The following is a 23,835-nucleotide window of genomic DNA, read 5'->3' as shown; positions in this document are numbered from 1 at the left end:
CGTATCACTGAACGAGCTTTACACGCATTGAAACTGATGCGCTACGCCCTAAATTATCAACCACTCTTACGTCAAATTCGCCTACTTGCGGGTGCCAGAAAAAAGGCGTATCTCGCTCTACTTTACCAACAAAGCTGTTATCTACAAACCAATATAAAATACGTGAATCTGTATCTGTGATTGCACTAAAAGGCAGGCCTTCTTTTTTCAATTTACTGGCTCTTATCGTGTAGCTAATTAAATTACTCGGGGATGTAATACTCGGTGCTGAGCCACGTGTACTCGTGTCATTAATTAAGCATGAATCTAAATAAGGTGGAGGCTGGCGTTTAACAATACCTGCTTGTTTAAATAATCTGACTAAGTCAGATGGCCAAAATTCATAAACTGCCTTTGTAGTTGTAGATTCAACATACTGACAAGCACGTAATCCCGATACTTTATCAATATAAATTTCACGATGTACATCGGACACTTTAATTGGCGACTTACCTGGAATAAAAAGCCCTTTTTCTGTTTTAGGGCAATGCACATTAGGTAAATCACCTGTTGTTGAACAAATATCTACTTCTGTAATATTTAAACTACCTGGTTTTATATTGCCTTTGATTAAGCCGTAACTATCTAATGAACGTATTATTTCAAAAAATAAAGGCGCGGCTGCTTGTCGCCCAATAAAAGATGGGTGCCCTTCTCCTGAGAAATTACCCACCCATGTAGCTAAAACATACGGACCAACAATACCTACTGACCATGCATCGCGAAAAGCAAATGAAGTACCTGTTTTCCAATATACAGGGTATGATTGCCTTCTTTCTTTTTGAAATGAAATTTCATCAACTGCACTATTTTTACTTAGCATTTGTAAAGTCAGGTAGGCTGCCTCTGGGCTGATGAGTTGCTTAATATGATTGTTTTGATTATTTGGGTTGTTTTGGTTAATAACAGTGGCGTCTTTTTTTAATATAACTTCATCCTTATACACCCCTAAATTAGCTAACATAGCGTATAACTTAACGAGCTCTAGCATCGTTACTTCACTGCCGCCCAGCGCAAGCGCTAAACCATAAAACTCTTTGGGCTGAAGCTTTTTAACATCGGCTGCAACGAGTAAATCGTATAGCCCAACATTTTGTAAGCGATACATCAAATTAACAGCAGGCACATTACGGCTCAGCACTAGCGATTCAGTAGCCGATATAGGCCCTAAAAACTGCTGATCGTAATTCTCTGGTGTATATCCTCCAAAGCGTTTGGGGGCATCTTTTACAAGCGTTAATGGATGAATTAACCCTTCCTCTATAGCAAGCGCATAAATAAATGGTTTAAGGGTTGAACCTGGTGAACGCTTAGCTCTTACACCATTTACTTGACCGCTAATGTCATTATTAAAAAAATCCACAGAGCCTAATTCAGCAACTACTTCCATAGTTTTATAATTTAGTAAAATAGCAGACGTATTACTAAGCCCGTCTCTATGCCTGCGATTAATGTAATTTCTTGCATGGCGCTGAAGTAAGTTTTGTAAATTAAGGTCTATCGACGTTTTATATTCTCCAGGCTTTAGGTGCGGGTACTCGCTTTGTAAATTATTAATAAAATGTGGGGCTTCAAAAGGCAAGTCTGAAGAGGCATATACCTTTATCGGTAATTGCATAGCTGCTAGCCAGTGTTTATCGTCTGGGTACTTTTCAAGCCAACGAGTAAACAGTTTTTTTCTTGTTTCTAGCAATACCAGTTTAGCCGATTTTTTAATGGGATTTCGTTTGGTTGGGTTTTGCGGGATTAAGCTAAGTAATAATGACTCAGGTAAATTAAGATCAATAGCTGGTTTCTTAAAATAAATTAAACTGGCTGCACCAACACCTTCAATATTTGATCCATAAGGCGCTAAGTTAAAATACGCCTCGAGTATTTGGTTTTTACTGTAGTGTCGCTCAATTTGTAACGCTCGAAGTATTTGTTCTACTTTTCCAAAAATAACATGCGTGTTCATCCCAAAGTGTAACCGGGCTACTTGCATTGTTATTGTTGACGCACCGACTCGGTGACTTCTTTTAATATAGCTAGTATAAAACGCATTTATTAAAGCAATAAAATCGACACCAATATGCTCATAAAAGTCTTGGTCTTCATACAGTAAAGTAGCTTGTTGAATGCTCAAAGGGATTTTATCTATTGGCGTCCATAATCTATATCTATCGTCTGCGGCTAAATTTAAACGAAGTAATTTATCACTGCTATCGTAAAAAGCCGTTGAGTAAGCATTGGGCTGGGTAATATCAGGCTTTGGAGTAAATAAATACAACAGCACTGCAAGCAGTGCTGTTGTAAAAAAAGCCGTTTTTATTATAAAACTAAGCTTTTTATTTAGCGGCGGTAACATCAAAACGACCCGATTTTGAGTGCGCTTTAATACTTAAATCATACATAGATTCAGCATAAGCCGATGGCACTACAAAGCTGCCAGATGCTGTAGCCTTAACTTTGTAAGTAAGCTCAGTCATGCTATCGCCAAAGCTGTCATACAATATAACGCGATCCTCTCGTATATCTTTATAATCAGAGGTCCAGCGATTATAACTATTGCGAACGCTGTCTCTGAGTACTTCAAACCCACCAGGTAGTAAATCAATAACAGCAACATCCGAAATATTTTTACCCGTTGTACTACGCACTCGTAATACAACGTTTAGTTCTTGACCTTGAACAGCGGTGGTTATCACATTACCTTTATCGTCTTGGTATTCTCTGACAACTTCTAAACCATTACTTAATGACTTTTGTGGCACGTTTGTATCAAAACCAGCTTGGCTCATCATGTAAAATGAGCGAGGTGGCGCTAATACATCAAGCGTTTTAACGTCATTTAAAAACGAGGCTTTAGGATAAGGTGTATAGGTTACGTCTAATGCCTTTTTTTCTGCCATTGTCGTTGTTGCCATTATTTTTACATCTTCAGGCTGGGCTTGTGATAACGCAACTTTTGAGTATGCCGTCATAGCAAGTACAGACCAAGCAGACGACAACGTGTTGAAGTCTCCTTTAAAAATAGGGTCAACGACATTAAACAAATCATCTTTAGTTAACTGCTTTAAGCGAGCAGGAAAATGTTTTGATAACAAATAAATATACTGTCCGTCGTGAGCTAAACGTGAGTCGTAAGCGCCCCAATTATCGTGCTGGGTATCTTGCCCAATTTTATAGCTATGGATCAGTGCTTGCGCTTTGTCGCTTGCACGTAATAGCTGATAAGTTGCGCCCATAAACGCGGACGTTATATCTTGTTGCCATACTTTGCTATTACTCGCATTTACACTTTTTTCTAAATCAGATAAGTAATTAGTTGTTACCTCACCTTGTCGTGTTAACAAATAAATGGCATAAGCGCGGTTTCTGTCATTCGTCTCTAAAGATCCGCTCGCTATACTGCGCACACCTTCAAAACCACTGCTCCACATATCATAAGGTATTGCTACGCCCGCTTCTTTTGCATCTAATAAAAAATGCATAACATAAAGAGAAGAATAAATAGATGCACTAGAATTACCCGGCCATAACATAAACCTGCCATCAGGTAACTGACGTTGACGAAGGGTATCTATTAAGTTGTTTATACGCTCACGTTTATAAGATACATCGCCCATATAACTCGGGTGTTCTAAATAACTCAGCACCGGAAACACACTACTCACTACCTGCTCGGTACACATATGAGGAAAGTTATCTAAATAACTAATAAGACCATCAACAAGCGCTAACGGGCTTTGTGAAGCGGTAATATTATTTTGTGATAAGTTAGGATATAGCTGTCTCGAAACCGCTATTTCTTTTTTACCTGATTCACTAAAGCCACTTTCAAAGCTACTAACAAATGCAACCGCAGGGCGCACACTTAACGTTGCCGTGCGTTGGCTAACATTGTCACCCGATAACGCAGTAAATGTAATTGATGCAGCGCCAAGCTTATCAAGCACTTTCACTCTAAACGTTAATGTGTCTTCTGATTTTTCATCAATATTTAGCGTTAATTTTTTATCGCTTATTATTTCAATTTTGCTTGAAGTAAGCGCTTCTACCGTAATTGGCAGTTGTTTACCTGAATCCTCAACGCCATTAGCAATACCAAGTACAATATCAAACTCATCGCCTGGTGCTGCTGTCGTTAATACATTAGGAGTTAATACAAAGGGCCCTTTCACAAGTGTTGTACTTTCTTTAACACCAACACCCTCGTCATTTACGGCAATAGCAATTACACGTACCTGACCTGCAAAAGTATCTGGGATAGTAAACGTATGTTTTTTCGTTTTAGCATCAGCCGATAAAATACCAGACCAAAATGCGACTGGTTTTTGTACCTTACGAGAAAACGGGTTAAGTTGCTTGCTCTTGCGGTTCATTGCCATTGAGTCAGCATAACCACCACCCGCAGCTGCAAGCTCTTGCACTAGTTTAAATTCAGGTAAAATAAGATCAACAATTTGCATAGTACTAACTTCTAAAGCACGTTTTTGTAAGAAGTGATTTAACGGCTTTGGCGTCCGATAATTTGCCACTTGTAAAATACCTTCATCTACAGCAAATAACAGAACACGTGAAGGTGATTTGGCACTATATGAAATGACTAAATCGTCACCTGGTTTTACTTTATCAGGTATGTTTACGTCAAAATCTATTGCGCGTTTACTTCGTTCAATCGCAAATGGTTTAACTGCGTAGCTTAATGGGCTTGTAAATATTTCTTTCGATTCAAGGCTTCGAACAAATGAAACATTAACATACGCATTGCCTTCTATCCCTTGAGGTAACGTTATGGTTTGTATGCTACTTGTTGTTTTACTCTCAAACCATTTAAAAGCGTGTACTTTATTAGTTTCAATTGTAATTAAACCCGAGCCAACATAAGGCGCTACAATACTTATTTCAATTGTTTCGCCCGGTTTGTAATCCGGTTTATTTAATTGAACTTGCAGTTCAGCATTCTTTTCAAGCTTACCCGCTAAGTTACCCGTGCCGGTTATCGTAAATGATACCCTACTAACGGTATTCCCTTTGCCATCAACGAGTTCTATTAAGTAATCACCTGGTTCAGCAGTGGGTAATTCGTAGTTTGCGCCATCTTGTTTAATGTAAAACGGATTGCTTGATACCTGTTTGTTTTTTCTAACCGATTGGTACTTATAAGTGCCGTTATTTTGTTGCACCAACGTAGATACATATTGTTGTTCTATTAAATTTAGCGATAAATCATCACGAGCAACTTGCTCAGTTTCTGAATTAATATTAATAAATTTTACAACACGTTTTGACTCTTTTGATATGTAGCTTAAATCGCCATCGGCTTTATAACCAACTAACTGCTCAACGGGTGAAACAAGCACCGAGCTGCTTGCACGAACACTTTTACCACCGCCTTCTTCATACCCTTGTACTGCAAAATTTAACTGATAAGTACCTGCCTCATAGCGAGTTAAGTCAATATCAAATTCTGCCTTGCCTTGTTCATCAGTTTTGGTTTCGGTTAATGATTCATAACTGTGTCTAATATTTTTTCCTTCACTGTGGGGATCAGAAAACACATAACCTTTGTATTCATTAAAGTAAAAACCAGCTGGAGATAAACGTAAATCAGCAGTAACACGTCTATTTTGAGCGGGTGTACCAAATAAATTTTGAAGGCTCACCAATGCTTTAAATTTTGAGCTGTTTACCCACCCCTTTGCAGATGATTGAGAAAATTGACTACTAATTTTCAATCTATCGGGTACAAACTCTTCAACTTTAAACTGAGTACTGCCTAATTGGTCGCGGCTATTATTATTTTTAATAAGTTGGACCGATACATAATACGTTCCGGTATTGGCGCTATTTTGTGTTTTAAAGTCAAAATCAAGCAATCCATACTTATCTAAGCTCACTCGTTTATTATAAACAGTTGTCCCTTTAGGATCGGTAATTATAAGTTCAAGCGGTATATCGCCCAGTTTTGCAAAGTTTTGTTGCTTCACAATCGTGGCAAGTTTAACACTATCGCCTGGTCGATAAATTCCACGATCAGAAAAAACAAACGCATCTATTTTATTACTACCACTGAGCCCAGAACTTACACCGCCGGTATTAAACCGAGAGTAGTTAACCATTCGAGCATAGCGATTATAAGGAATAAAAGACATGTCACTTTTAGTTTCGACTACAAAAGCAACGGGAGTTTGATCATCAGTAAACCACGTTGTGTTGTCGAAAAATGCGTGCCCCTCAGAATCTGTTTTAGCATTTAAAATAACTAATCCGTTTTTCCCCAATAACGACACCTTCGCTTTTGCTACCGGTTTTCCTGTTTCAATAGATTGGACAAATATATCGCGAGATCCATCTGCATTATTTTTTACCAAAATACCTAAATCAGTAATAAGGATAAGTCGTTTTTCTTGGGGGCCATATACGTAATTATCTTCTGTATTTAACGCTTGAGCATTTATAAAAAATAAGCCTAAACCAACTGACTCATTATACTTACTACTCAAATCAATAGATGAATAGACCGCTTTTTTAGGGTGCTCCGATTTTAAATTAACTTGTCTGGTAAAAATTGAACTTATGTTTTGTTCTGTAAAGTAATAATTATTAAATTCTGGATTAGAAATATCACCACTGGTTTGACTTATAAGGTGGTTAATTTGATTGGCTTCTACCCTACCTACTTTAACTTGAAGTGCGTTTACACCGCGGGTCAAAAATGACAATTTATGATCGCCATTTTTTGATAATATAGAGCCCTTAGACATAATATTTACTTGTGTCGGATAAGCCGGCGTATCTAAAATAGTGTCGTATTTATTCACCATCGTAAACTCACCCGTCGACTTTAATCCCTTATCAATCGCGATATAAACTTGCTGGTTTTGAGGGGCGTCAAACGTAAAACTGTGTAACTTAGTTGTATCTTGCGCGGTAGGAATCGCATTTAACTTAACTTTTTGAGATTGCTTAAGCACTGCATCAGTAACTTCTCGTGGGCTACTGAAGTACTTATAATTACCTTTTGAATCTTTAGCCGGTAATACGTAAGCAACTGTTTTACTAACCACATCTTGCGATGAAATATCATCTGTGAAGTCTAAAACAAGTGTTTGTTCGGGCTCCCCTTGCGTATTTTTTACCATCAACACATTGGCAGTATTTACTCTAAAAAAGCTATTTACACTTGGGATCAACACGGCGTCTTTAATCTCTACTGTTGTTTGAGAAGGACCCATAACCGGCTTTACACCGCTATTAAGAACAAAATACAGATAGCTTTCGGTATCTTGAATACGTATTTGCTCTGAAGTAATGTAAATCTCTCGTTGATGCTTGTCGTAAGTAACATCAAATTTGTATTGTGCTAGTTCGTTTTTGCCATCTTGCTCAAGTGATTGAGTCAGCTTTAAATTATTTTTTATGGTGCTTAAATCTGTTGGGTGAGTCGCTTTTAATGTTGCAATCACCTTGTGACTTTTTTTAACGTTAGGATCTTGATAAAAAGCGAGTGAGCTAAGCGTTAGTTCAAAATCGGGAGTTTTAAATACATGCTCATTATCGCTTAGATGTATATCACTTTTAAAAATAGATGAATCAAAACGTACCTTATATTCTTGCCCTGCTGACCAATCTTGTTTTGGGATAAATTTAAGCTGGCTTTCACTATTCCAAGACCACTGTCCAATTAGCTCAGGCGTGACTTTTATACCTGTGGGAATCACTTTGCCAACAAGCGCAAGCTTTGCGACAGAGTAAGACACTGCATCCGTGTTTTCTACATCATCTAAAACGGGAGTAAAATCAATATAAAGCGGTTCAGGGTTTAAAACATCAGATAAAGTGGTAACAGCAGGTGTAGAGTGAGTTGCTTTGTAACTAATTGGCTGTGGTAAGGAAAGAAAAAAACAATAGCCTGCTATAATTAATATCAACATTAGCACGGCGCTAAAAAATGCTGTTTTGCGCTCTTTAGCAAACCTAAGCACATTATTTATAGCAGTAATTAACCATTTCGGTTTATGCCAAATAATGACACCAAATGCATTTAAAATAACAAAAAATGTGGTCAGTAAAACCCACACACTGCCAACTGTTTTTTCGGTTACATTTACGTTGCCAAGTAAGCTTGCAACCAAACTAAACAAACCCGTACCTATCGCTGAAAAAGCAATACTCATAAATAAGCTAGCTATTTTGGGAGCGAGTTTACTTTGTTTAAGATTAACCTCTTTTGGGCTAGCCTCTTTTGAATCTGTTTTTGTATTCACGTTCAAAATCCTTTTTCTTTATACTGCAATATCAATAAATGAGAGAACTCATACTTATAATCTGGTTATTTATATTCTTGTGGGACGAAACGGTAATGCCCCGTAATTTTAAAATCGAAAAGCATGTCGCTTTTTTCAGGTCCTCGACCAATATTATGAACAATTAATGGATTCCCTGTGTCTTTTGCTAACTCATTCACAACCATACCAATGTGCGGCAAATTACCTGGCAGCATCCACGTTACAATGTCACCCGTTTTATAGTCGTTCACGTTACTTGATTTAGCGAGCACTTGGCCATGATTTTTAAAGTAAGCCTGTAAGTTTGGCACACGGCGGTGGTCTATATTTTTATCCGGTTTGGTTAAACCCCAAATACGCTTAGAGGGATATAGCTCAAAGCTTTTTAACATGTCCTCATGCACAAGCTTTTGCAAATCAATACCTAAAAGTCGATATGATCGAATAACTACATCGGTACACACCCCTACATTAGCGGGCACATCGCCACCCGGATAAGTAATAGAGCGATAAGACCCGTCATAGGTAACGTTATGTGTTGTTCTTTCAAGTAACGCAGCCACAATATCGTCATCAAACGATGCCGCATAGGCATTTACACTAAGTAAGCTCAGTAAAAAAACAGTAAAGCGTGTCATATGCAATCCTTTGAAAATGTTAATTAACTACAACGCTTGAACCACGAGTTCAGGCACGTTTATTTTCTTGCCATTATTTGTAAAGTGCTTATCAAGACCATACGCCATGACTTCAAGTGGCGCAGCATCATAACCAACCTGCTGAATTTCGGTTATGTAACGCAACATAAAAGCCTCGGCGCCAAGTTCACTCCATTGGGCTACGTGAACAAGTTCATGAAAATGCACAGCTAAATTATCAGCTACGTAAGGAAGCATGTAATAAGTGTTTTTGTATGTAGTACCTGCGGCATCCATGTCAATAAAATCGTCTAATCCCATTTCACGCAAAAAAGGAAAGTTAGGTTTGGGTATTTCATCGACAATAACGGAAAAGGCATTTTTTAAAAATTCGACAGGATAAAACCCTGCAAACTCACTGGCAAATTTCTCACAGCTAATTCTTTGGGTTTTATATTTAATATTTGTTGCATCAATCCATTGTTCTATTTGTTCGAGCACGTCCTTCCTCCAAAATACTCACTTAACATTGTATAAATGTTGTAAGCCAACAACTCAATTGTAACAAAAGTAAATTAACGAATCTCTTTTTAAAGTACAAAAAGCTGCTAAAAAACCACTTACCCTCTAATCAACTATATATTTGGTAATGTGCTTTAAAAACACAGGTATTGTTACTGTGTCCTTATTAGTAGTAACTTGTAATTATTAACTGAATGCAATTGTGTAAATAACGGGTCTGGTAAATTAATAAAGCGTCATTACCAAAAATAACGAGTTTACTTATGCACCCAGATATACAAAAAAATCTTAAAGTAAAACCTGCTCACATCGTCTCATTTATTGTGTTTTTATTAGTTTCAATGTCTACGCTTACCGCTCAGGTATATGCCGCTGATGCTGTATGGCCTTCAAAAACCGCTTACAAATATGCAAATGTAAACGGTAAAAAGATATTTTACCGAGAGGCTGGCATCCAGAATAAGCAAACCATTGTGCTTTTACATGGCTATCCGTCGTCTTCACATACTTATCGTGAGCTAATTCCGCTTTTATCAGGGCGTTATCATGTTATAGCACCTGATTATTTAGGTTCTGGTTACAGCGAACGCCCAAACCCAGAAACTCAAAAATATACTTTTGAATTACTAGCTCAATACGTTGAAGGGTTACTAACAACACTTAAAGTAAAGCGCTACAGCCTATATATACAAGACTTTGGAGCGCCCGTAGGCTTTAGAATGTTATTAAATAATCCTAATAAACTTGATGCACTTATTGTACAAAATGGTAATGCGTATTTAGAGGGGCTACCCCTACCGAGGCAAGCATTTTTTAAAGCCGCGAATGAAGATAGTTCGAAAGCTCAGCAAGATAAAATTTATTCGTTCACGTCTGAACAAGCCATTATTAATAAGCAGTATTTACGAGACGTACAAAGTAACCCAGAAGTGATGAGCCCAGATAGCTGGACGCATGATCTTCACTTTTTACAAACCAAAGCCGATAGAGTAATTCAAGTGCAATTGCTACAAGATTACTACAACAACCTTCTCGACTATCCAAAGTGGCAAGCTTATTTACGCAAGTACCAACCACCAACGTTAATTATATGGGGTAAAAACGACCCTGCGTTTATAGCCGAAGGCGCTAAAGCATACTTAAAAGATGTACCGAACGCTGAACTGCATTTACTCGATTCAGGGCACTTTAGCGTTGAAGAAAAACCAGTAGAAATTGCAAAGTACATTGTCGATTTTATGAATAAGCTAGCTCAATAATAAGCCTTTCCTTTTGGTTTAGTATTTATAGCGAACATAAAAAAGCGCTGAGGCTAGAAACCATCAGCGCTTTATTAAGCTCAAGCTAAATCCACAAAAATCACATTTAATATGGATAAGTTATGCTTTTATGTATTTAACCTTCTTCTTCAATAAGCGACTCTAGTAGGTCGTGTATTTCAGCTTTAAGCTCTTTGTCTTCAATTTTATTGGCGCTGACTTTAGCATTTTGAAGGTTTTTAATAGCTTCATCTTTTTGGCCAAGCTCAAGCTGTAATGTAGCCATTGAAAAAGAAACCGACGACATGTGATCTTTGTTATTAATCGCAATCGACTTTTCTAATGCTTTTTCGTAAGTAGTAATTGCCTCTTCTAACTCTTCGGTAAAATCAGCTAAAGTTTCCCATTGTACAGGGTGATCTTTTGAGGTGTTTTCGTTTTCAATACAAATAGCTTTTAATTGAGCAAATAACGACTCAAACTTTTCACGGTTATTTTTGTTAGCCGCCGCCATTAAATCTTCTGCTAGATCATGTACCGCTTTATATACTTTTGTATTCATCATCACTGGTTATCCTTTAATGCAGCTAAACTCATTTACTCACTCAATTTAGCTAAAATGTATCATTACAGTCATTATAAAACGTATTTAAACAACTGATTTATTTAATTTGGTGTATAGCGTAATAATACATTAATAATGAACATCGCGTAGGCGTTAAACACTCTGTGATTAAACTTTATCGCAATTGCTCTTGGTAAACTTACACGCTGAATAAACTTGCAACCCAATCCAACGTAAAAATGGTCGTAAACACTTTAAGTGCAATGACAACTAAAAATAATAGGATGATTGCCGCTTTAGCTTTGTTACTTTTAAGATTGTTCCAATACAATAACTTTGCATTAAATTCTGTTTTTAACTTAGTGACAGCCTCTTTCATAATAACGCCCTGCTTAGGTATCCGCGCTCAGCAACATTTAACAATCACACAGTTTCTCAAGCGGGGTTTGTAACATTTTTCGCTACCTTTAGAGTAAAGCCTGTACTATATAAAATGTAACAAGGGGTTTTAACTTAAGTTATTGTATCTAACTATTGTTTACACACCCAAAAATTAAAGGATGGGTAAATTCAGTAGAGCGTTAATAATAAATTTGGTGCTACACTAATAACTAACTTAAATTCGTTAACAGCCAACTAAATTAGCCAATTATGAAAGAATGCAACCAGTGTGGTAAATGCTGTATTAAATATGGCGGCGGCGATTTAAGCGCAACGAAAGAGGAAATAGATTTATGGGAGCTCTTTAACCCCGAAATTTATGAATACGTTAAAAACAACGAAATTTGGTTTGACCCAAAAACAGGCTTAAGACTTCAAGTATGCCCATTTTTAGAAATTGCGCCTAAAAAAGATCCTCTCGCTAAAAATATGTATACCTGCAGTATTTACCTCGACCGCCCAGAAGACTGCCGCCACTACCCTAGTCTTATTTCAGAGATGATCCGCGACGAATGCGAAATGATTGAATCTGTAGATATAACAAATCAGACAAGAGCGCAGCATAAACTAGATGCGATAATGATAGATAGCCGCTATTAAATAAATAGGTTTACCGGTTAGCGCTATGAGTTCTTCGGTCAAATAGATAAGTTTTCTATTCACAAACCTATTATTTGAATTTTTATAATATTGGCTTAATCGTCATTTTTAGATTATTCATCGCAAAATTCAAAGTTATACTATAACATTGTTGATTCGTTAATTTTGCGGTGTTATATTATATCACAACATAATAACCACGAACCAATATATCCATGACAAAGTTAACATTAATCTCCTCTGCTATTTTTTCTGTTTTATGTTCTCAATCAGCTTTGGCTGCAACCGTTACTGGTAAAGTAATGGATGATAAAAATCAACCTATTAAAAATGCCTCTATCCATGTCCATGGCAAAAACCAAAGCGTTAAAAGTAATGATTTAGGCGAGTTTGCTATCGATATAGATGCAAACAGCCAATTACATATTAGTAAAGACAACTACGTAGACTCTCGTATTGCTGTTAGCGAATCTTCAAACAATCTGTCTGTGTCACTTAAACCAACATCGGTTGAAACAGTGGTTGTTTATGCCTCTGCACTTCATAAGAACAGCCTAGAAATGATTTCTCCTGTAAGTGTGCTCTCAGGTGATGAATTAAGAAATAAATCTAAACCAACACTTGGCGAAACTCTTAAAGGTTTACCAGGCGTAAATGCAAGTTACTTTGGCCCTGTATCATCAAGCCCAATTATTCGTGGTTTAGATGGCCCTCGCGTTAAAATCACACAAAATGGATTAGATGCCAGCGATGCGTCGCGAATTGGCCCAGACCACGCGACATCAAGCGACAGCCTAGCGGCAGAGCAAATTGAAGTGTTGCGCGGTCCAAGTACCCTACTTTATGGCTCTGGTGCAATTGGTGGCGTTGTAAACGTGGTTGATAACCGTATTCCTACTAGCAATATCGACGAGCTTACAGGCGCTGCTGAATACAGCCACGATACGGTGTCAAATTCAAACACCGTAGCTGCAAAACTTGAAACAGGTAATGAAGGCTTTAACTTTCATTTTGATGGTACTAAGCGCAGCGGCGATGATTACCAAACACCGACCTTTACTATTGCCGACGATGATGGCGATGTTGAAACCGAAAGCTCGGTAGAAAATACATTTATTGATAGCGAAACACTCAACTTTGGTACCAGCTATGTTGGCGATCACTTAACGATTGGTTTTTCTTACGGTAGCATTGATACTGATTACGGTATTCCTGGGCATGAGCATCATCACGATCACGAAGGTGAAACTGAAGAAGAGCATGCAGAACATGAAGATGAAGCTGCTGAAGAGCCAGTTTACGCACATTTAGAGCAAGACCGCTGGCAAGGGCTTGTAAGTTACGCTCTTCATAATAACTGGATTGAAACCATCAACCTACGTGTTGGCTATACAGATTATTCACACAGCGAAATTGAAGATGGCGAAATTGGTACTACTTTTAAAAATAAAACGACTGAAGCACGTTTAAATGTAGAGCATAAGTTTGCTGATTGGCACGGAATGATGGGCTATCACTACAGCGATTCTGACTACGATGCAATTGGTGAAGAAGCATTTACACCCGCGAGTGTAACTACAACTAACGCATTATATTTACTAGAAGAGCGTGAATTTGGCGACGTGACAATAGAGCTTGGTGCACGTGTAGAAGATTACAAAATTGAAAGCCAAATCACGGCACACGAACATAGCCACGATGAAGTAGAAATAGATCATAGCGACGAAGAAACTATTGGATACAATAAAAGCTTTACCAATTTAAGCGCCTCTGCCGGTGCCATTTGGCAGTACAAGCCGGGTCATAGTATTGCGACAAGTATTTCTCATTCAGAACGAGCACCGCTTTCGGCAGAACTTTTATCTAACGGCTTACACATTGCAACTGGCACTTACGAGCTAGGCCTTGGTTACAATATTGAAGATAATGAAGCGCATTTTGAGCCAGAAAATATCAAGCAGGAAACTTCAACAAACTTAGATTTAAGCTTTAGACGCTTTAGCGGTGATTTTGGTTACACCGTTAACTTTTTCTATAACGATATCAAAAACTTTTATTTTCAAGAAAATACGGGTTTAGTTTACGATGAAGAAGATGGTTTAGAATCAGCTATTGGTGCACATGACGATGCTGTTGCGGTTTATCAGTTTACAAGTAAAGACGCAGAGCTTTATGGAATTGAGTTTGACGCGCATTACCAAGTAACACCAAGCGCTATGGTTAAAGTATTTGGTGACTCAACTCGTGCAAAACTAAAAGACGACGATGGTAATTTACCACGTATCCCTGCCAATAAATTAGGCTCTGAGTTACAGTACGATTTAGGTGACTTACAACTAACATTAACGGGTACTCATTACTTTGATCAAAACGATGTAACTGCCTTTGAAACTCAAACTGATGGCTATACGTTATTTGATGCACAAGCTAATTACCAATTAGGTTTAGGCAGTGTCGATGCACAGCTGTATATAAACGTTGATAACATTACTGATGAGTTAGGTTTTGTACATAGCTCATTTATTAAAGATAAAGCCCCACTACCTGGCAGAAACTTCCGCTTTGGTGTTCGTGGCTATTTTTAATAATTAAAAGTACTTTTAGTTTATATATTTATAAACCGCATTTTATTAATGCGGTTTTTTATTTTTAGAATATATAATATCAACACGCAGTTATACTTAATCGATTTGAAGGATTAAACCTGATGCTAACTGCGTTAAGAATTTCTGATATACGACTGCATGGATGCTGGAGGTAGAGCAATGCAAGAGCAATTAGTGGTAACAACTAAACAACGAAATTTTTGCCTTGTTATCGACACAATTTTCTTAGCGAAAAATAGATCACTTAATTAAGCTAATTGGTATAAAACTCTTAAATTACAAACACAAAAAAGCCGTATTCAAATTGAATACGGCTTTTTAAATTCTTAAATTAAAATTTATTTAATTTAAGAAATGATTTCGTGTAGCTCAACATCAAATACAAGCGTTGAGAAAGGTGCGATTGCAGCACCTGCGCCACGTTCACCATAAGCAAGCTCATGAGGAACGTAGATACGCCATTTAGTACCTACAGGCATCATTTGTAATGCTTCAGTCCAGCCTTTGATCACGCCACCAACTGGAAATTCAGCTGGTTGACCGCGCTCGTATGAGCTATCAAACACAGTACCGTTAATAAGTGTACCGTGGTAATCAACACGTACTGTAGACTCAGCTGTTGGCTTTTCGCCTTCGCCAGTCGCTAGTACTTCATATTGAAGACCAGACTCAGTTACTGTGATTTCAGGACGTTTTGCGTTTTCTTCTAAGAATGCAATACCTTCGGCAGAAAGTACTTTAGATTCTTCTTCACGACGAGCTTGGATCTCTTCGTTAATCTTTTCGAATGCAGCTTGAATCTCAGGGATCTCAACTTGAAATGCGCTACCAGCGTACGCATCTTTCATGCCTTCAAATACTGAATTTAGGTTTAAGCCTTCAAAAGGATTAGACTTAAGTTGCTCACCCATTTGTAAGCCAATACCGTAACTTGCTTTTTCAGCATCTGTAGTAAAATTATCTGACATAATGTGTTTTTCACGTTTTGTTAGTTAAAAGACACGTATATGCTATCACAAAATAAACCCCGTTTGGGGCTAGTTTTTGCTGAGTTTTAGCTTAATTAGGCCAACAATATAACTACAAAGCGGTAAAGTGAATAAAATTCCAACAAGTAAAGGAATAGCTAATAATCCAGATTCACCAGACAATAAAAATGGCACTGCAACTAAGCCTACTAAACCAATAAAAGCAGAGCCAATTACTGGCCAATGTTTATCATATTTAGTAATAAGATGGGCAGCCAAAATATTAAAACCAAGACCATAAGCAAAAGCGGTAATTAAAGGATATTCTGGTTGTGCGTCGACCGCCATTTTTGCCAACAAGCTAATAGCACTTTGATAGCAGTAACCAAATACCACCCATAATAAAAGATGTTTCATTAATAGCTGTGAGGTTGATAGGTTTGTTGCTTTAGTCATTAATTAAACTCCACAAAGCAAAAAACCGCCTATAAGGCGGTTTTTTTTAATAATGGTGGAGAGATAGGGATTTGAACCCTAGATGGGCTATAAACCCATGCCGGTTTTCAAGACCGGTGCATTCGACCACTCTGCCATCTCTCCGTACGGCGCGAATAATATGGTTAAACGTGTTACTTGTAAAGAGCTAAATATAAATTAATCGTAAATAATAATTAAACGATTAAAAACAAGTCACAATGCTCTTTTGTTACGCTATTTACTGCAACACGCTTATTAATTCAACAATCAATAATATTGTTTGGGCCTGCGAGCAATCCAAGAACAAATCAAACAAGCCAATAAACTCAATGCCGTGAATGTTACACTTTGAAAAATTAAGTCAAACCGATTTAAATCATCACTTGGCACTATTACAAACATAAAAGCAGGGAGTACACTTAGTGCTAAAACATAACAACACACTTTAAATGCCCGTCCAAAGTCAAAACGTTTAGACTGTTGCATCCACAAAGTTAACAGTATTAGCATACCTATTGCAGAGCCTGCTATAAAATGCGCTGCATTTGTACTCATTGCAACATACAAGGTTACAAAAGCACCAACAATTCCCCAAATTGACCACGCAAGCCAGTTTTCTTTTTCCTGTAAAAATAAATTTCCCATTGTCTTCGTCTTCTTTATCGTTATTTTTATTAAGACTTTCCATAATGTATCAAAAAACAACCGATTAAAAAACAAACTGAAGAAGAATTATTAACTTTTGTGCTTCCAAGCGCTTCTCACAGCCAAATCACTAACTCTTTTATATTACTCTTAGTAACCTTAATGAATTATGACTATGCAAATTGCATAAAGTTCATACTATTTCACAAATTACTAAAATAATGTTCTGGTTTATGGCGAGGTGACTTTTTACACTCGACTTGAGGAGTACCAATGTATAAGTACCCTACTATTTCATCTTGCTCATGTAAGTTAAGCGCTTTTTTAACCGCCCTACTTTGTGCAAAGTAACCTGTGCGCCAAACACCACCTAAACCTTGAGCAAATGCAGCTTGTTGCATTGCTAATACACTACAGCCTGCACTTTGTACTTGCTCAATACGAGGAACTTTTGGGTGTTCTTGATATTTAGCAATTGCTATTACAATCATAGGCGCACGAAGGGGAAGCTCTTTAGCACGGTTAATTACTTTTTCTGTCTGTTGCTCTGCCACTGCACTTTGATGGTAAATTTCACCCAGTTTATTGCGTGCATCACCTTGAGCAATGATGAACTGCCACGGTGCTATACAGCCATGATCAGGAACACGTAATGCTGCTTGCTTAATTATGTCGAGCTGCTCAGGCGTAGGACCCGGCTCTGTTAGTTTAGAGTCTGATTGGCGGGTAAGTAAAAGCTCGATAGCGTTCATAACGATTCCTCAAAATTCAAAACGATAGAGTAACATTTAAAACCTTAAATAATAAATACCGAGAAATTAAAATGCAAAACGGCCGCAAAGGGTCAACTATGCAGCCGTTAATAAAATACATTTAATGCGCTATTTTTTTATAACGTTTCGCTTTAACCAGTAATCAAAACTAACAAAACGCCCACCGCCCATAAAAAATAAACTTAGGAGCATAGCAAAATAAATTGCCGAAAATTCTATGCCATTATTTAAAATAGATGGTTTACCTTTTTCGTATAGGTAATCAGGAAAGCCATGCTCTTCAACTAAGCCTCGAATTTTCCCTATCCTATCCTGTCCTGTACTTCTAATGAGTTTTCGAGGCTTTCTTTTGCACCAGGGATAGATAACCAATCGAGTACTTGCGCAGCACTTGTTTCAGGATTAGTCGGCGCTATTGCAAACCACCCGTTATGCCAATGTACTGAAGTAGCCGCTACAACCATTGTGAACATAAGCGGGATACTGACTAAGCGAGTTAAAAGGCCAAATAATAACAACCAGCCTCCTAAAAACTCACTCCAACCAGCTAAAAAAGCGAGTAAGTCAGGAAACGGTAAGCCTAAACCCCATTCACTATTACCAAACCATTGAACGACATCAGGCGACGCTAAAAAGTTACTTAGAAAGCCTTCTGTTTCAGTGCTTATAGCAAGTTTGTTATAACCTGCGATGATCATAACGGGAGCTAAGATTAAGCGAAATAGTAAAGCAGGTAAACCATCTAAAACGATAGCTTACCCAATATTGTGTTATAAAAACTGATTAGTTTATTCATGCGTATCCTGTGTGTTCAATGTTTATTAAGTTATAGACTATAAACAACAAAGACCGTATAAATTGATAAACTATTTCAATTTATTTACAAAGGTTAAATACTTCTCGCCACTTGTAGAGCTTCAAAAATAGCGCGTTTAGCATCAATTGCAGCAGCCAATTTAGCTCCGCCTATCACATGCACTTTTGCGTTATCTGTGTAACCTTCTAGCACTTCGCTATTAGAAACCTGACCAATACACGCAATAACAGTATCTACCGGCAGTACTTGAACTTCTCCAGCAACATTAATTGTTAACCCATTTTTATCAAAACTTTGATATTGGCAGTCAGCAATTTGTTTAACACCATGCTGTTTAGCAACTTGGCGATGTATCCAACCAGTGGTTTTACCAAGCTCACTACCAAAACGACCCGAACTTCGTTTTAACATATACAATTGGCGCTCGTCTTTATGAGGTTGTGCATCACACTCAATCCCCCATTGCGTTTTAAACTCGCTAATGGATTGTGATTTATGTTCACTTAAAAAAGCAACCATATCAAAACCAATACCGCCAGCACCTAAAATAGCGATTGATTTGCCCAATTCTACTTCGCCGCGTATGACTTCGTCATAAGCAAACACACGCTTATCATCACTACATTTAATAGAGGCTTCACGCGGCCTAACGCCTGTTGCAAAAACAATATCATCATAATCTTTAAGCATTGAATCGTCGTAAGCTTTACTAAGCTCCACAGTTACTTTTAATCGCTCGAGCTCATTAGTGAAGTAAGTAAGTGTATGGTTAAAATCTTCTTTACCCGGTATCTGCATGGCTAAATTAAATTGGCCGCCCATTTGCGATTTTTGATCAATTAACGTGACGTTATGCCCTTTTTGAGCCAAGTAACAACTTGCTGATAAACCAGCAGGACCTGCACCGACAACTAATACATTTTTAGCTTTAGCTGCTTGCTCTAGCGGGTAATCTAGCTCAAATGCAGCTTGTGGATTAACTAAACACGTAGCACGTTTATTTTTAAATACGTGATCTAGACAACCCTGGTTACAGCCAATACAAATATTGATTTGTTTAGATTGATTGTTTACGTACTTATTAAAAAACTCAGGATCAGCTAATAATGGACGTGCCATCGAAATTAAATCAGCCTCGCCTGCATTTAAAATATCGTTAGCAATTTCTGGAGTATTAATTCGGTTAACAGCAATAACTGGCACGCTCACCACGTCTTTTAAACGTTTTGATGCTTCTTTAAATGCACCCGGTGGCACCATACTCGCAATAGTCGGTACACGCGCTTCGTGCCAACCAATACCAGTGTTAAATATATCAACACCCGCTTTTTCAAGTTCGGTAGCCTGAATAACAACTTCCTCTGGTGTTGAACCGTTTGGAATCAAATCAATGACCGACAATCTAAAAATAATTAAGAATTTTTCAGATACTTTTGCTCTTACAGCTTTAACTATTTCAAGTGCAAGTCGCATTCTATTTTCTAAGCTGCCACCAAACTCATCATCGCGTTTATTGGTGTGCGGCGCCATAAATTCATTAATCAAATACCCTTCAGAACCCATGACCTCTACGCCATCGTAGCCGGCTTTTTCAGCCATATAGGCAGAATGCGCAAAGTCTTTAATTGTTTTTTTAATCGAGCCAAGCGACATCGCTTTAGGTTTATAAGGATTTATAGGTGCTTTTATTGCACTTGGTGCTTGATTGAAAGGATGGTATGCATAACGTCCAGCATGTAATAATTGCAAACAAATTTTTCCACCGTGTTTATGCACAGCATCTGTGTAAGCGCGATGCTTAAACACATCGTAATAACTATTAAATGAGGAAGAAATAGGTGTTAGCTTGCCACGTAAATTAGGGCTGTATCCGCCTGTAATTAACATCGCGGTGCCACCTTTTGCACGTGCTTCATAAAATGCACGTAAGCGTTTGCGGTTATGCCAGCCCTCTTCAAGACCTGTATGCATTGAGCCCATAACCAAGCGGTTACGTAATTGTGTGTGTTTTAGTTGTAATTGTTGTTCTAACATCTTGTGCCCCGTTAACTGGTCTAACCTGTATACATTAGCTAATTCTGCTTTAATGGCAAGTAATAAGCAATATGTGCATGCATTTAATTAAAAATAGCAGTAAAAACTTACGTTTATATAGGTTCATAAACACTTCGTTACGATTTAGCAGTTAAATTTATTTTTATTCTAAGCTAAGATGGGACTAATGTATTAACTGTACCAAATTAAGGAGCTATTTTGATAGCAAAGGTATTTAAAGGTATTTGGGCTGGAATTAATTTTTCTCGTCGCTTAATACTAAACATTTTGTTTTTATTACTGGTAATTGTTTTCTTTGTGTCACTCTCAAGTGACGATGATCAAATAATAGTTGAAAATGGCTCTGTACTTAGGCTTAACTTAAATGGCCCTATTGTTGAAGAGAAAACATATATAGACCCAGTTGAAGCCGCAATTAGTGATGCAACTTCTGGTTCTGAAGCACCAAGCGAAATATTACTCGACGATATTGTTGAAGTAATAAACGAGGCGACTAAAGACGATCGTATCACGGTGATATTGCTTGATTTACAAGAGATGCCTAAAGCACATTTAAATAAACTTAAGCAAATTACAAAGGCTATTGATGCCTTCAAGCAAGCTGGCAAAAAAGTAATTGCATCGGGTTATTACTATACTCAAGCGCAATACTATATTGCATCGCATGCTGACGAAATAGCTATGCACCCATACGGCAGCGTAGGTATTGAAGGTTATGGCATGTACCCGCTTTACTTTAAAGATGCACTTGAAAAGCTTGAAGTAACGCAGCATATTTTCCGTGTTGGTACATTTAAGTCAGCAGTAGAACCTTTTATTCGTAACGACATGTCCGATGCAGCTAAAGAAGCTAACCGCGTTTGGTTAGGCGCTCTTTGGAGCGAATACAAACAAGATGTTGCCGCTGTTCGCCCGTTTGATGAGTCAAATTTTGACGAAACAATGGACGTATATCTAGAAAAAATGAAAGCTGCCGATGGCGATGCAGGTAAATATGCACTTGATCACCAGTGGGTTGACTCTTTAAAAACAAATCAGCAAGTTCGCAAACAATTAATTGATTTAGTGGGCACACAAGAAGATGGTAAGACATTTAAGCAAGTTTCATTTCGTGAATACTTAAGCTTAATTAAACCGCCTATTGAAATTGATAACCCTATTACCGAAAAAGTAGCGGTAGTTGTTGCTAAAGGTACGATTGTTGATGGTGAGCGTAAAGCGGGCGAAATTGGGGGTGACTCTACAGCTGCCCTACTTCGTAAAGCACGCCTTGATGATAAAGTTAAAGCGGTTGTACTACGTATCGACTCTGGTGGCGGTAGTATGTTTGCCTCTGAAGTTATTCGTGCTGAAGTATTAGCCCTTAAGGCTGCTGGTAAACCTGTTATTGCTTCAATGAGTTCTGTGGCTGCATCAGGTGGTTATTGGATTGCCTCTGCTGCAAACGAAATTTGGGCAGCACCAAGTACAATTACAGGCTCAATTGGTGTATTTGGTACCTTTATGACATTTGAGAAAACCTTATCGAAAATTGGTGTTTATTCAGATGGCGTTGCAACAACCGAAATGGCTGGCTTTTCTATCACTCGTCCACTAAATGAAAAAATGGGTCAAGTAATTCAAATGAACGTTGAGGAAGCATACGGACGCTTTTTAAATGTTGTTGCTGATGCGCGTAATATGACGCCTGAGCAGGTTGACAAAATTGCCCAAGGCCGTGTATGGATTGCATCTCAAGCACTTGAACTAGGTTTGGTTGATAAGCTAGGCGACAAACAAGGTGCGATTGAAGCCGCTGCTGCACTTGCCAAGCTTAATCATTATGAAGTTAAAACTATTAAACAAGATTTAAGCTCGCAAGAAAAAATGATCCAAAACATTTTTGGTAATGCGTCTATTAAATCTATGCTTGGTTTGCAAACACAAAAAACATCTGTGTTAGCAACACAAGCTAATTTACAAAGTGTTATTAACCAATTAAGTACTGAAGTTGAAAACCTTAAAGATTACAACGATCCACAAGGTGTATACGCACGCTGTTTAGTGTGTAACGTTGCACAATAAAAGTGCATAGCTTCACCTAATCAGCTGTATTTAAAGCTGCTTAACGTTATACTAGGCCCAGTTTTTTTACTGGGCTTTTTTTATGAAACGTAAACGCATTTATATCGCTTATACTGGCGGTACTATAGGTATGAAAAAATCGAGTCGAGGCTATATTCCGGCTGAAGGTTTTTTAACGGAAACCGTAGTGAATAACGCAGAATTTAATCGTGATGAAATGCCTTTGTTTGATATTCACGAATACTGCCCTCTTATAGATTCTTCAGACATGTCACCAGAGCATTGGCAACTCATTGCTAATGATATCAAAGATAAATACCAAGATTATGATGGTTTTGTGGTGCTCCATGGCACTGATACTATGGCGTATACAGCCTCAGCGCTGTCATTTATGTTCGAAAATTTGACTAAACCTGTGATTGTAACCGGCTCACAAATTCCGCTCTCACAATTACGTTCTGATGGCCAAGTAAACTTACTTAATGCCATGTATTTAGCTGCAAATTATCCTATTGCTGAAGTAAGTCTCTTTTTTAATAACCAACTGTTTAGAGGTAATAGAGCAACTAAAGCACACGCGGATGGGTTTAATGCTTTTGCCTCGCCGAATCTAGACCCCTTAGCGTTATCAGGTATTAATATTCAACTTATTAAAGGTCAGCTTAGCCCATATGTTGAAAATGAGCTGCAAGTTACACCTATTACACCTCAACCTATCGGGGTGCTTTATTTGTATCCTGGCATTAGCCAAGAGGTAGTTAAAAGCTTGGTCAATGGCAATATCAAATCACTGGTGCTACTGAGTTTTGGTGTAGGTAATGCACCACAAGATCCGAGCTTTTTGTCAATACTCGAAGAAGCAAGTAAACGTGGCGTCGTAATTGTTAACTTAACTCAGTGTTTAAAAGGTCATGTAAACATGGGTGGCTATGCAACAGGTAATGCGCTATTAAATATTGGTGTAATAAGTGGGTATGATATGACCCTTGAAGCATGTTTAACTAAGTTACATTATTTATTTAGCCAAAAGCTTGAAGTCGAAACGATTCGTCATTTAATGCAAGATAACTTACGTGGTGAGTTGAGCCGTTAA

At 37.9% G+C, this 23,835-nt stretch carries 16 protein-coding genes, 1 tRNA gene and 1 pseudogene; 5 read left to right on the top strand and 13 right to left on the bottom strand.

What is annotated here, in order from left to right; translation table 11 throughout:
* Positions 1-4: 4 nt before the first annotated feature.
* The 4 genes from pbpC to ABX891_RS09315 all read right to left on the bottom strand — a co-directional run bounded on the left by pbpC (position 5) and on the right by ABX891_RS09315 (position 9,451).
* Positions 5-2,386 carry a penicillin-binding protein 1C gene (pbpC, locus tag ABX891_RS09330; protein WP_354629349.1) on the bottom strand — a complete coding sequence of 794 codons (2,382 nt, stop codon included), beginning with the start codon at positions 2,384-2,386 and terminating at the stop codon, positions 5-7.
* A complete protein-coding gene (locus tag ABX891_RS09325) occupies positions 2,367-8,291 on the bottom strand; it encodes an alpha-2-macroglobulin family protein (protein ID WP_354629348.1) in 5,925 nt (1,974 codons plus the stop codon). Before ABX891_RS09325 ends, pbpC begins: the two co-directional genes overlap by 20 nt.
* A 65-nt stretch (positions 8,292-8,356) precedes the next feature.
* Complete coding sequence (locus ABX891_RS09320; RefSeq protein ID WP_165743582.1) at positions 8,357-8,950, bottom strand: DUF1287 domain-containing protein; 594 nt, start codon at positions 8,948-8,950, stop codon at positions 8,357-8,359.
* Positions 8,951-8,977: 27 nt separating this feature from the next.
* Positions 8,978-9,451, bottom strand: a complete 474-nt coding sequence (locus ABX891_RS09315) for a hypothetical protein (RefSeq protein WP_024606555.1) — start codon at positions 9,449-9,451, stop codon at positions 8,978-8,980.
* 284 nt (positions 9,452-9,735) lie between these two features.
* Between ABX891_RS09315 and ABX891_RS09310 the strand changes: the two genes are divergently transcribed.
* Positions 9,736-10,731, top strand: a complete 996-nt coding sequence (locus ABX891_RS09310) for an alpha/beta fold hydrolase (RefSeq protein WP_165743579.1) — start codon at positions 9,736-9,738, stop codon at positions 10,729-10,731.
* 136 nt (positions 10,732-10,867) lie between these two features.
* Here the strand turns inward: ABX891_RS09310 and ABX891_RS09305 are convergent, their stop codons facing one another.
* Both ABX891_RS09305 and ABX891_RS09300 read right to left on the bottom strand, forming a co-directional pair.
* Complete coding sequence (locus ABX891_RS09305) at positions 10,868-11,296, bottom strand: hypothetical protein (protein ID WP_007586178.1); 429 nt, start codon at positions 11,294-11,296, stop codon at positions 10,868-10,870.
* Between the two features lie 199 nt (positions 11,297-11,495).
* Positions 11,496-11,675 (bottom strand): hypothetical protein, encoded by a 180-nt coding sequence (locus tag ABX891_RS09300; RefSeq protein WP_354629347.1) that lies wholly within the window; start codon positions 11,673-11,675, stop codon positions 11,496-11,498.
* Positions 11,676-11,947: 272 nt separating this feature from the next.
* Between ABX891_RS09300 and ABX891_RS09295 the strand changes: the two genes are divergently transcribed.
* Together ABX891_RS09295 and ABX891_RS09290 are read left to right on the top strand one after the other, a co-directional pair.
* The gene (locus tag ABX891_RS09295) at positions 11,948-12,337 is read left to right on the top strand and encodes a YkgJ family cysteine cluster protein (RefSeq protein WP_024590141.1); all 390 of its coding nucleotides are present in this window, start codon (positions 11,948-11,950) and stop codon (positions 12,335-12,337) included.
* 215 nt (positions 12,338-12,552) lie between these two features.
* A complete protein-coding gene (locus tag ABX891_RS09290) occupies positions 12,553-14,922 on the top strand; it encodes a TonB-dependent receptor (protein ID WP_354629346.1) in 2,370 nt (789 codons plus the stop codon).
* Positions 14,923-15,290: 368 nt separating this feature from the next.
* Here the strand turns inward: ABX891_RS09290 and bamJ are convergent, their stop codons facing one another.
* The 7 genes and pseudogenes from bamJ to ABX891_RS09255 form a co-directional block, all read right to left on the bottom strand.
* Positions 15,291-15,911, bottom strand: a complete 621-nt coding sequence (gene bamJ / locus ABX891_RS09285) for a BamJ family beta-barrel-assembly machinery protein (RefSeq protein WP_002962890.1) — start codon at positions 15,909-15,911, stop codon at positions 15,291-15,293.
* Between the two features lie 69 nt (positions 15,912-15,980).
* Positions 15,981-16,367 (bottom strand): hypothetical protein, encoded by a 387-nt coding sequence (locus tag ABX891_RS09280; protein ID WP_354629345.1) that lies wholly within the window; start codon positions 16,365-16,367, stop codon positions 15,981-15,983.
* 53 nt (positions 16,368-16,420) lie between these two features.
* Positions 16,421-16,511, bottom strand: a tRNA-Ser gene (locus ABX891_RS09275).
* Positions 16,512-16,655: 144 nt separating this feature from the next.
* Complete coding sequence (locus tag ABX891_RS09270; RefSeq protein WP_002962892.1) at positions 16,656-17,033, bottom strand: hypothetical protein; 378 nt, start codon at positions 17,031-17,033, stop codon at positions 16,656-16,658.
* Between the two features lie 203 nt (positions 17,034-17,236).
* Entirely contained in the window at positions 17,237-17,785 is a 549-nt protein-coding gene (locus ABX891_RS09265; protein ID WP_138489000.1) for an NAD(P)H nitroreductase, read from the bottom strand.
* 129 nt (positions 17,786-17,914) lie between these two features.
* Positions 17,915-18,602 (bottom strand): annotated as a pseudogene (locus tag ABX891_RS09260) (HvfX family Cu-binding RiPP maturation protein).
* Between the two features lie 93 nt (positions 18,603-18,695).
* Positions 18,696-20,657, bottom strand: a complete 1,962-nt coding sequence (locus tag ABX891_RS09255) for an oxidoreductase (protein ID WP_197098684.1) — start codon at positions 20,655-20,657, stop codon at positions 18,696-18,698.
* 219 nt (positions 20,658-20,876) lie between these two features.
* Between ABX891_RS09255 and sppA the strand changes: the two genes are divergently transcribed.
* Together sppA and ansA are read left to right on the top strand one after the other, a co-directional pair.
* The gene (gene sppA / locus ABX891_RS09250; protein WP_039489813.1) at positions 20,877-22,742 is read left to right on the top strand and encodes a signal peptide peptidase SppA; all 1,866 of its coding nucleotides are present in this window, start codon (positions 20,877-20,879) and stop codon (positions 22,740-22,742) included.
* 82 nt (positions 22,743-22,824) lie between these two features.
* Positions 22,825-23,835, top strand: a complete 1,011-nt coding sequence (ansA, locus tag ABX891_RS09245) for an asparaginase (RefSeq protein WP_002962901.1) — start codon at positions 22,825-22,827, stop codon at positions 23,833-23,835.

The sequence above is a fragment of the Pseudoalteromonas sp. NCIMB 1079 genome (assembly GCF_040567695.1).
Classification (GTDB): Bacteria; Pseudomonadota; Gammaproteobacteria; order Enterobacterales; family Alteromonadaceae; genus Pseudoalteromonas; species Pseudoalteromonas distincta.
The sequence above is the reverse complement of the archived record's forward strand: the minus strand, read 5'-3'. Positions and strand labels throughout refer to the sequence as shown.

What these genes read in the sequence shown, in the direction of transcription:
- bamJ (WP_002962890.1), bottom strand. Translation starts at nt 15,911, where the DNA reads ATGTCAGATAATTTTACTACAGATGCTGAAAAAGCAAGTTACGGTATT.
- ansA (WP_002962901.1), top strand. Translation starts at nt 22,825, where the DNA reads ATGAAACGTAAACGCATTTATATCGCTTATACTGGCGGTACTATAGGT.
- ABX891_RS09320 (WP_165743582.1), bottom strand. Translation starts at nt 8,950, where the DNA reads ATGACACGCTTTACTGTTTTTTTACTGAGCTTACTTAGTGTAAATGCC.
- ABX891_RS09310 (WP_165743579.1), top strand. Translation starts at nt 9,736, where the DNA reads ATGCACCCAGATATACAAAAAAATCTTAAAGTAAAACCTGCTCACATC.
- ABX891_RS09305 (WP_007586178.1), bottom strand. Translation starts at nt 11,296, where the DNA reads ATGATGAATACAAAAGTATATAAAGCGGTACATGATCTAGCAGAAGAT.
- ABX891_RS09300 (WP_354629347.1), bottom strand. Translation starts at nt 11,675, where the DNA reads ATGAAAGAGGCTGTCACTAAGTTAAAAACAGAATTTAATGCAAAGTTA.
- pbpC (WP_354629349.1), bottom strand. Translation starts at nt 2,386, where the DNA reads ATGTTACCGCCGCTAAATAAAAAGCTTAGTTTTATAATAAAAACGGCT.
- ABX891_RS09270 (WP_002962892.1), bottom strand. Translation starts at nt 17,033, where the DNA reads ATGGGAAATTTATTTTTACAGGAAAAAGAAAACTGGCTTGCGTGGTCA.
- ABX891_RS09280 (WP_354629345.1), bottom strand. Translation starts at nt 16,367, where the DNA reads ATGACTAAAGCAACAAACCTATCAACCTCACAGCTATTAATGAAACAT.
- ABX891_RS09290 (WP_354629346.1), top strand. Translation starts at nt 12,553, where the DNA reads ATGACAAAGTTAACATTAATCTCCTCTGCTATTTTTTCTGTTTTATGT.
- ABX891_RS09255 (WP_197098684.1), bottom strand. Translation starts at nt 20,657, where the DNA reads ATGTTAGAACAACAATTACAACTAAAACACACACAATTACGTAACCGC.
- ABX891_RS09265 (WP_138489000.1), bottom strand. Translation starts at nt 17,785, where the DNA reads ATGAACGCTATCGAGCTTTTACTTACCCGCCAATCAGACTCTAAACTA.
- ABX891_RS09295 (WP_024590141.1), top strand. Translation starts at nt 11,948, where the DNA reads ATGAAAGAATGCAACCAGTGTGGTAAATGCTGTATTAAATATGGCGGC.